Source organism: Nostoc sp. (assembly GCF_036918015.1).
Taxonomy (GTDB): Bacteria; Cyanobacteriota; Cyanobacteriia; order Cyanobacteriales; family Nostocaceae; genus Nostoc.
This window is the reverse complement of sequence record NZ_JBALEO010000094.1, coordinates 101,744-111,349: the sequence shown is the minus strand read 5'-3', so window position 1 is coordinate 111,349 and position 9,606 is coordinate 101,744. Positions and strand designations below refer to the sequence as shown.

Genomic DNA, 9,606 nt, shown 5'->3' with positions numbered 1-9,606 from the left:
GTTCAGCCTTTATTGACAGTAATCTGCTGTCGGGCTGGATTAGTTATTTGCGGACTGGATACCGTGATTTACTAATCAACGAATCGCACTATTTTCTTCCTTCTGCCCTCTGCCTTTCTTCGGTAAAAGTTTTGCTTTGAGGCGTGAAACTTTTTCTATTGTGACTAATTCTGGTGAAGTTGAAAAAGTCCAATTTTCCTAATAAATACAGGTTTCAGCCTATGCGTAGGCGCTTTAGGGGTTTGCTGTAAGTGTAATAAAGGAAAAATAAGAATTGGTATTAAACCCTTAATTGCAGATAAACGTTTATTAACACTTTCGTTGAAAAGAGAAATAAGACATCCGTTTTGCAGAATGGTATGCTGTTAATCAGCATTCTCATAAAAATAAATTTCTCTGATGAAAAACATCTCTGCGAAAGAAAAAATTGCAGGTATTTCCCAATTCGGCAAAGCTAATTTCAGAGTCACGAAGAAACAGATTTTATTTAGTACTCTTATTCTCTGCCTTGGTTTGCTGGGACTCGGTGGTTTCTGGTTTAAATCTAGATATAAATTTGATAATCAGATGAGTGTAAAACTACAAGAATTATCTAATGTCGATTATCCAGCCAATCCTGCACCATTAGGAAAAAATTTTAAAAGATATTCTAATCGAAAATTAACACTTATTAAGAAAGATGATACGCATTTCGATTTCGTACTGGAAGCAACAGACAAACATACGGCAAAAATAGTTATAAAAAATGTTGATTTAGAGCTATTGGTTCCTAAAGCACCTGAATGGGTTAAAAAAGATCGAGGTTTAGAAATAATCGCTTTTACAGATAGGGAGTGGAATAGGCAACAGATTAGTTTTCCTGCTAATTCCAAAAATATAGAAATTATTGGAGGAGATGGTTTTGAAAAGCAAAATATTGTAGAGATAGCTTTGGCTAATAATTGCTTAAATGCCGGATTCTGGGAAATTTTACTTTTTACTAAAGAGGATAATAACAAATCCCTTTATTATCAAAGTTGGTTTACTTTCCCAATTGGACATTACAAAAATATTTTTGAAAAAATTAATAATATTTCATATTGGGAGCATTGGTGGAAATTAGAACACTGGCAAGATCCGAGTGGCACAATAGTAAAAACTAATCTTTTAAGAAATGTAATCGATCAAAAAGAAGTTGCTACTCAGTTCCCCCTTGATGAGAGGATAATTGTATCAGGAGAGCAAAGTAGAAAAGTTAGAACTACGCTAGCGACCAACATCACTAAATGGAGAGATTTTTACGACGTTAAAAATGAAGTTAAGTTTGCAAGTTTTCGAGCGCCAGGATTTTACGATCAAAATAAGCCTTGGGGAAATCAATACTGGAGAATAGGCAAATTTGACAAAGCCATTTTAAGGAACATTAAACCAATTGGTGTTGAACAAAATTTACAGGAAATTGAGCTAGGATTCACAGATACCAAGACTGGTGAGAAAAATAGATTATTCATCAGTGGCGTTAATCTGAAAACGCTTCCCCAATTGCCTGTAGCAGATTATTCTAAAGGCTTATATATGCCGATGGGAATTGGGATACCTCCTTTTTATCAAAGCTATGAAGAATTAACAAAAAATCATCCAGATGTCAGCCCCTATTTCAGTTTTTTACTAGATTCACAGGAGAGGTGGATAGATCATCACCACTTAGCAGTTGATGGTTCAGTGATGCACCTTGATAAAGATAATCCAAATCTTTTGCATCTTTACTTGCTATCCTATGAAAGAAATACTTTAATAGCTCATTTTTTGATCGATTTAACATAGATATAGCTGTTCTCGGTTGAGTGAGGTTTTTATACCTCATATCATGTCCGCTTGATTGCTTATTAAACTCGAAGAACCCCACCCCCGCCAAAGCTACGCTTTGTCTCCCCTCCCCGCTTGCGGGGAGGGGATTAAGGGGAGCCAGCGCGGTCTTGGGGGTTTCCCCCATGAGCGACTGGCGTGTGGGGTGCAATGACTGTGGTTAGCATAACTAATTATGCGGACATGATATCACTGCCCTTATAACAAGCAACACATCCTTGGGTAAAGACGCGACGCCAGTCGCTACAACGGGGGGAACCCCCGCAACGCGCTGGCTCATGAATCGCGTCTCTACAAATGGTCTATTTGGCGCATTCTTTTTTCCAATTGGTATTACTTTTATTATTCTCTAGTAAAAGAAGGAGAATCGTGTAGATAATTGATCTTTCGAGACGCGATAAATTGCGTCTCTATATCAGGATTTTGTTGCTCATTATGAACTGTATTGAACTCTAGAATTGAAGAAACTGGTTGACTTTAATATTTAGTCATTCGGTATTTGCTTGAGTAAAGCTATCCACATATCAGATGGATCTGAATAGTAATCAATTTCTTCAACTTGATATTGATAAGATTCACAACCTTCTCGTAAAATAATGCGATCGCAAGCTTTAACGCTTTTCCCTACTCCAGTCATGTAACCGATTGTTCCTTCATTGAGACGCTCAAATATGTAGTCGCCTCCACAAACTTGTTGTCTGTAATCATGGATTTTATTCTTTTGTTTTAATTCTGTTATTGGAGAGATAACCAGAGATAATTTATTGAAAAAACTAAAACTTAAGTTCATACCTGTTCTGATTGAAGAGAAGGCACTTAAAAACATTTAAAAAATAGAACTTATAATTCATTTAAAAGCCGATTCTTTTAAATTTACAGTACTATTAACCGCAGATTCAACTGTAAAATCACCTAACTGTTGGACGAGATTTGGTGAGATATAAGTTTTTTGCTTAACTATCTAGTATTAATTAATAAGCTTTTTATGTCTTGAAAATGTCATATATGTATATATTTTAATATCAATATAATTTAGTAACTACTTGTAGTGGCGAGAGCTACATCTATCTGCTTCAGTAGTACTTCTAGGGTAGAAGAGTTATCTAAAACGACATCTGCATGAGCCACTTTTTCTTCGATGGATAATTGGCTGTTAATCCTGGCTCGTGCCTGTTCTGTATTTAAATGGTTTCGTTGTATCAATCTTTGTAGTTGTTGTTCTTGGGAACAACGCACTACCCAGATTTCTGTTACCAAATCAGTCATCCCAGCTTCAAATAATAGAGGCACTACTAACACCAGTATTTTTGACGAAGACTGAGCAATTGCTTTGAGAAAGCGATCGCGCACATCAGGATGAATCAAATTGTCTATCCAGTTGCGTTCATCTTGACGATTAAAGATAATTTCGCCTAACTTTTGGCGGTTGAGGCTGCCATCTGGTAGTAAAATTTGTTCGCCATAACGTTGAGCGATCGCACCCAAAATAGGCGAACCGAAAGATACTGCTTCTCTAGCATAAATATCTGCATCCAAAATCGGCAGGTTATAAGTGCTAGCTAAATAATTGGTGACAGTAGTTTTGCCTGTGGCAATACCTCCAGTTAAGCCGATTATACGTTTTGTCATTTGTCATTTGTCATTTGTCATTCTCCTCTGCTCCCCTGCTCCCCTGCTCCCCTGCCCCTTTATCTACGAAGTCGCCCATGCGATCAGTGCTTGGGTTAAACCATCTAAAGTGTATTCTTCGGCTTCTACATCGACACGTCCGAATAAATCATGGCAAGTTTTGGAGGTTTGGGGGCCGATAGAGGCAATACAAACTCCCTCTAATAATTGGCTAGCATCAGAGTTGTTGGAAAATATACTATTAGTAAGTTGACAGAAAAATTGTACAGTTTTAGAACTGGCAAAGGTGATTGCATCTACCTTGCGGTTTTGGAGAGCTAACTTTGCCGCAGGTGGAATACTACTAGGACAACAAGATTGATATGCCGCAACTTCTATCACCTTTGCTCCCTTGAGAGTTAATTCCTTAACTAAAACTTCTCTGCCGCCGCTTTCAACTCTGGGAAATAACACCTTTTTACCATCTAATTTATCTGGGAAATTTTCCACTAAAGAATCGGCAACAAAGTTAGGGGGTATAAAATCTGCTTGCAGAGAGCGTTGTTTGAGACCTTGGGCTGTTTTCTCACCAACGACGGCAATTTTGATGCCAGCTAAGGCACGGCTATCTTTACCTTGGGCAATAAGCCTTTCAAAAAAGTAGTCTATGCCATTGGTAGAAGTGAGAATTAACCAGTCGAAGTCAGATAAATGAGCGATCGCATTATCCAAAGCTTCCCAACTGGAGGGCGGGCCGATTTCTAAGGTAGGCATTTCGATGACTGTTGCACCTGATGCAATGAGGCGATCGCTAAATTGACTCGATTGGCCAACTGAACGTGTCACCAAGATCATTTTACCAGTAAGGGGAGATAGGGGGAAATTGCTTGACATAGCAGGGGGGCTAAAAGTTTTGCCTGTAGTAGAAACCTGACAATCTATTTTCTCAGGTTGTAAGTACTTGCGTAGCCCAACAACTTCGCCAATTACAATTACCGAAGGAGAAAGGGATAATCCGGCGGTTTGTTCCAGAATATTGCCCAGTTGCGCTGTCCAAATTTGTTGATCGGGAGTTCCTGCCCAACGGATGATGGCAATGGGTGTTAAGTGCGATCGCCCGTGTTTTACCAGTTGATCTACAATCTCTGGTAGATGTCGCCCTCCCATCAAAATTACCAGTGTCTCTAAGCGTGACAGCGCTTCCCAGTCTAAAACCTCTGGTTCATGAGCTGTAAGCACTGCAAAAGTGCGGCTTAACACCGGATCTGTTAGGGGAATTCCTGCCAATAAAGGTGCTGCAAGGGCTGAGGAAATTCCTGGTACTAGTTCAAAATCACAACCGGATGCTTTCAACGCTTCAATTTCGGAAGTACAGCGCCCAAAAATCAACGGATCGCCTGATTTGAGCCGTATGACTTGTTTTCCTTGCAGACAGTGCTTTACTAGTAACTTGTTAATCTCTGCTTGGCTTGTACTGGGTTTGCCACCGCGTTTACCGACATCTAATTTCAGGCAATCATCTGGTACGCACTGCAATAATTGAGCATCTACTAAAGCATCGTAGACTAACACCTCAGCAGTAGCTAAGAGATTGTAAGCTTTTACTGTCAGGTATTCTGCATCTCCAGGCCCAGCACCTACGAGGTAGACTTTACCTTTGTCATTTGTCATTTGTCATTTGTCATTTGTCATTTGTCAGTAGTTATTCTCCCCTGCCCCTCTGCTCCCCTGCTCCCCTGCTCCCCTGCTCCCCTGCCCCATATTCAATTCGTCTGGGTATTAATTTTTTGGATTAGCCGATCGATTTGCTCAACCATCTCTTTGTTTTTCTCAGCTTGGAATAATTCTCTGGCTTTTTTGAGATTAACGATCGCTTCTTTTGGCTGTTGTTGTCTTCCCAAAGTGATTCCCAAATTATAGTAAGTGAATGCATCGTTGGGTACAAGGCTAATGGCTTTTTTGTAATGTGCGATCGCTTCTTGAGGTTTACCTCGATCGTCCATCGCGTTTCCCAAACCTGTGTAAGCTTGTGCGTGTTTGGGATCGAGACGAATCGCTTCGGTATAGCCAGCGATTGCTTCTGTTAGCTTGCCTTGAGCGTAAAAAACACTTGCTAAATTATAATGAGCGTCTGCATAGTTGGGAGCGAAGCTGATGGCTTTTTGGTAATGTGCGATCGCTTCTTCTAGTTTTCCTTGAGCGTACAGAGTATTTCCCAAGGCATTATAACCTGCTGGATTTTTTGGATCGAGGCGAATGGCTTCGGTATAGTTGGCGATTGCTTCTGCTGGCTTTCCTTGAGCGTACAAGGCGTTTCCTAAGTAATAGTGAGCGTCTGCATAGTTAGGATCGAAGCTAATAGATTTTTTATACTGAGTAACTGCTTCTGCTAACTCACCTCGATCGTACAGAGCATTTCCTAAACGAGTGTAAGTCGGCGCATAGTCTGGTTTGAGGCGAATTGCTGCTGTATATTCGGTAACTGCTTCTTTTAGCTTGCCTTGAGCGTAGAGAGCATTTCCTAAGTTATAGTGAGCTTCAGCATACTTAGGTTCAAGGCTAATGGCTTTCTGATATTGGGCGATCGCAGGTTCTAACTGATTCAGTCTTGCTAAAGTCAAACCCAGATTAAAATATGCTCTAGAGTCTTGAGGATCGAGACTAATGGCTTTATTGTATTGAGCGATCGCTTCTTGTGGTTTACCTCGATCGTCGAGAGTATTTCCCAAGGCTATATAGGCTTGTGCAAAATTGGGTTCTAGTTCAATTGCCTTCCGAAAAGCTGCCTCCGCTCCTTTTAAATCTCCCTGTTTATAGAGATTGCTTCCTTGCTCGAAGTTAGCAACTGCGTTTTTGTTGCGAATGACTGCGGACTGAGTATTTTGAATTTTTGCTAGAATAACGCCAACATTTTTACCAAAGGCAGTATTCCCATTACTCAAACACAAGCAGATAATAGCTGCTACCAGTAGATTCTTGTTTTTCAGCATTTTTATTACCTTACCTGCTTGGTTTACATATAATGTCAAGTTAGGCTAATTGCCATCATAAAAATACCCCATCTCAGCCCTTCCTCACTTGCTATTCGGGGAGCAAAAGCGTAGCTTTGGCGGAGTTATAGCAGGAATTATAAGTGATTAAGCTAACTTGATACAAGTGTAATCTCATATAAATGTCTATTTGTAATTTCAAAGTCCCTCTCACAACTGGGAGAGGGATTTAGGGTGAGGGCTTTTGATTGATGCAAGAAGTCTAATAGACGGTACTTTATTAAAAGTAAAAAGTCGTTTTTAGGTCGATACGCTTGGGTTAAGAGTTATTGATGTGGACGATTGGTCTTTTAAGACATGATATAGCAATCCTATCTAATTTGTGAAAATTCTCAGTGCCCAGATCCCCGACTTCTTAAAGAAGTCGGGGATCTAACTTTTCACGAATCATTTAGGATTGCTATAAATCGTGTCTTTATATCTCAATACAGTTCAGTTAACAAGTTCTTCCTTCTCTTTCCTTTGCGTACTTTGCGTACTTTGCGGTTCGTTAAAAAAATTTACTTTGACAAAGCGTTAAGCCTTAACTGAACCTTATTGCTCTATCTCTGGGTTTTTGGCTTATCTGCACTGTATTGCTTTTTAGTTAATTATTGACACTTTTGTTTCCATCAACTTAACAATCGCTGCAATTAATTTTTCTGGGTTAAGAGGTTTGGATAAATGCATCTGAAACCCAGCCTTTAGGGCTTTTTCATGGTCATTGTTTCTCGCAAAGGCAGTCAAGGCAATTGCTGGAATTTGCCCACCTTGTTCTGGTGTCCGAGTTCTCACTTCATGTATTAACATATAGCCATCCATATCGGGCATACTAATATCGCTTACCAACACATCTACCTTGACCTCTGCTAAGGCTTGTAATGCTTCTTCAGCGGAAGATACTGCCATCACAAAAGCCCCATCTTGCTCTAATACAAAAGCAACAAAATCTCGTGAATCAGTATCATCATCGACAACTAAAACCCTGATGCCATTCAGAGGTAAGGAGTTACTAGCTAAGAATGCAGGGGAATTTTGTCCATCCGTCAGCTTTGGACTTTCATCTGGCAGAAGCGGTAAGCTAACAGTAAATATTGCCCCTTGACCCTCACCGTGGCTATCTGCTTTGACGATGCCGCCATGCATTTCGATAATATTACGCACAATTGCTAATCCCAGTCCTAATCCACCAAAACTTCTCGTAGAGGTGCTATCTGCTTGGCGAAAGTAATCAAACACGAATGGCAAAAAGTCAGCGCTAATTCCCTTACCCGTATCGCTAACGATTATTTGAGCATAGCCATCAGTTTCCTGGAGTCGCACTTCTACCTTTCCTCCCCTGGGTGTAAATTTGATTGCGTTAGAAAGGAGATTCCAGACGACTTGCTGCAAACGAGTCGAGTCGCCCATAATTTGTCCCACACCCGGTTCAAATACTGTATTCACCTCAATCAACTTTGTTTCTGCTGCTAACTGCATTGTCTGTAGTGCCGACAATACCGTGGACTTGAGGTTAATCTTCGTGATATTCAGCGTCAGTTTGCCTTGTAAAATTCTGGAAATATCCAGCAAGTCCTCAATGAGTTGAACCTGTAAGGTAGCATTTCGCTCGATTGTGGCTAGGGCTTCAAATGTCTTTGTTTGGTCTAACCTCCGGGTTTGCAACAACTTTGACCAGCCGAGAATTGCGTTGAGTGGAGTGCGTAGTTCGTGAGAGAGGACGGCTAAAAATTCATCTTTAATTCGATTGGCTGTTTCTGCTTTTGCTCGTGCTACTTGTTCTAGTTCCAGCAGGTGCACTCGTTCTTCAAGTATTTGTTTTTGTTCGTGGATATCTGTACAGGTTCCAAACCACTTGACTACAAAACCTTGCTCATCTTTGAGTGGTAAACCTCGCGCTAGCTGCCAACGAAAAGAGCCATCAGCAGCTCGTTTAAAGCGATATTCAGTGTTATATATAGTGCTATTTTTGACAGCATCAGACCACACTTTATCAGCTCTTTGAACATCATCTGGATGCAATGCAGCCAACCAACCAGAACCCAAAGACTGCTCTAATGTTAGCCCAGTGTATTCACACCAATTTTGATTAAAAAAATCACATTCACCGTTAGGTTTCGTTGTCCATACAAGTTGAGGAATTGCCTCAGCCAAGTAACGGTAGCGTTCTTCGCTTTGCCGGAGAATTTCTAAGATGCGTTGACGTTCAAGAATTTCTTGTTGTAATTGTTCGTTAGTTTTAGTAATTTCATTGGTGCGAACAGCAACCATTTCTTCGAGATGATTCTGGTATTTTCGCAGTTCCTCCTCTACCGATAAGCGTTCGGCTATTTGGGTTTGAAGTTCTTGATTTGCTTGTTCTAATTGAGTGGGGCTAGGAAGTGCCAGTGCTTGTGGAACTAAAGGCACAAGCTCTAAGGCGGTAATTACAGATATTATTGCAGTTACTGCTTTAAGAAACCCCGACACCCAATAGGTTGGATACCAAAGTGTCCAAATATCCATTAAATGAGTAGTGCCGCAAGCCACGATAAATCCACTAAACAGCAAAAAAATCCAATCAAAGGGCAAATCTTGTCGCTTGCGGACAAAGTAGAAGAGTGTAGCTGGAATCGAGTAATAAGCTAGTGCAATGAATGCGTCAGATAATATATGTAACCAAACTAAATTCGTTTGCCATAGATAGCAGTGCCCATGTGGAATAAATGATTCTGATGTAAAAAAGTTAGTCCACAATTCTGATATTATATTTGACATAAATATTGGATTATTTAAGCTATAAAATCTACTACTAAATCTTTGCCGTTGCTTAATACTATTCTAGTCCCAAAATATTACTGTCTAATTTCTGTACTGCTTAAGGAGACTACAATATGTCTTTACACAACAAAAAGGCTGTTAGTATCATCGCTGTTTTGCAAAAATCAATCATTTAAAATTCCTAATATTTTCTCTTCTAAAGCCTAAATAAATTCATTGTGGTTATGGAGCTTGCCGCGCATCCGATTGCAATTGTAAGGGCTGTGAAGAGAGTGGTCAAATTTGCGGAAATTGCGGACATAATTATGGTATACAATAGTAAATTCCCAAATAAAAACCATTCTCACCATAATGATGGGAATGG

The 9,606-nt window shown here is 40.0% G+C and carries 6 protein-coding genes; 1 reads left to right on the top strand and 5 read right to left on the bottom strand.

Going from position 1 to position 9,606, the window contains the following annotated elements:
- The first annotated feature begins 399 nt into the window (after window positions 1–399).
- On the top strand, window positions 400–1,803 hold the full coding sequence (locus V7K61_RS30040) for a hypothetical protein (RefSeq protein WP_335059263.1): 1,404 nt from the start codon (window positions 400–402) through the stop codon (window positions 1,801–1,803).
- A 526-nt stretch (window positions 1,804–2,329) separates the two neighbouring features.
- On the opposite strand, the gene V7K61_RS30035 is transcribed toward V7K61_RS30040, so the two are convergent.
- The 5 genes from V7K61_RS30035 to V7K61_RS30015 all read right to left on the bottom strand — a co-directional run bounded on the left by V7K61_RS30035 (window position 2,330) and on the right by V7K61_RS30015 (window position 9,239).
- Complete coding sequence (locus tag V7K61_RS30035; protein WP_335059261.1) at window positions 2,330–2,635, bottom strand: hypothetical protein; 306 nt, start codon at window positions 2,633–2,635, stop codon at window positions 2,330–2,332.
- Window positions 2,636–2,877: 242 nt separating this feature from the next.
- On the bottom strand, window positions 2,878–3,474 hold the full coding sequence (gene coaE / locus V7K61_RS30030; protein WP_335059259.1) for a dephospho-CoA kinase: 597 nt from the start codon (window positions 3,472–3,474) through the stop codon (window positions 2,878–2,880).
- Window positions 3,475–3,537: 63 nt separating this feature from the next.
- On the bottom strand, window positions 3,538–5,124 hold the full coding sequence (gene cobA, locus V7K61_RS30025) for a uroporphyrinogen-III C-methyltransferase (RefSeq protein ID WP_335059257.1): 1,587 nt from the start codon (window positions 5,122–5,124) through the stop codon (window positions 3,538–3,540).
- A gap of 92 nt (window positions 5,125–5,216) precedes the next feature.
- Window positions 5,217–6,443: a tetratricopeptide repeat protein gene (locus V7K61_RS30020; RefSeq protein ID WP_335059254.1), complete on the bottom strand. Its 1,227-nt coding sequence runs from the start codon at window positions 6,441–6,443 to the stop codon at window positions 5,217–5,219.
- 642 nt (window positions 6,444–7,085) lie between these two features.
- Window positions 7,086–9,239, bottom strand: a complete 2,154-nt coding sequence (locus V7K61_RS30015; protein ID WP_335059252.1) for a hybrid sensor histidine kinase/response regulator — start codon at window positions 9,237–9,239, stop codon at window positions 7,086–7,088.
- Window positions 9,240–9,606: the final 367 nt, after the last annotated feature.

Excerpts from the sequence above, each read along its gene's own strand:
- V7K61_RS30020 (WP_335059254.1), bottom strand. The coding sequence starts at position 6,443 with ATGCTGAAAAACAAGAATCTACTGGTAGCAGCTATTATCTGCTTGTGT.
- V7K61_RS30035 (WP_335059261.1), bottom strand. The coding sequence starts at position 2,635 with ATGAACTTAAGTTTTAGTTTTTTCAATAAATTATCTCTGGTTATCTCT.
- coaE (WP_335059259.1), bottom strand. The coding sequence starts at position 3,474 with ATGACAAAACGTATAATCGGCTTAACTGGAGGTATTGCCACAGGCAAA.
- cobA (WP_335059257.1), bottom strand. The coding sequence starts at position 5,124 with ATGACAAATGACAAAGGTAAAGTCTACCTCGTAGGTGCTGGGCCTGGA.
- V7K61_RS30015 (WP_335059252.1), bottom strand. The coding sequence starts at position 9,239 with ATGTCAAATATAATATCAGAATTGTGGACTAACTTTTTTACATCAGAA.
- V7K61_RS30040 (WP_335059263.1), top strand. The coding sequence starts at position 400 with ATGAAAAACATCTCTGCGAAAGAAAAAATTGCAGGTATTTCCCAATTC.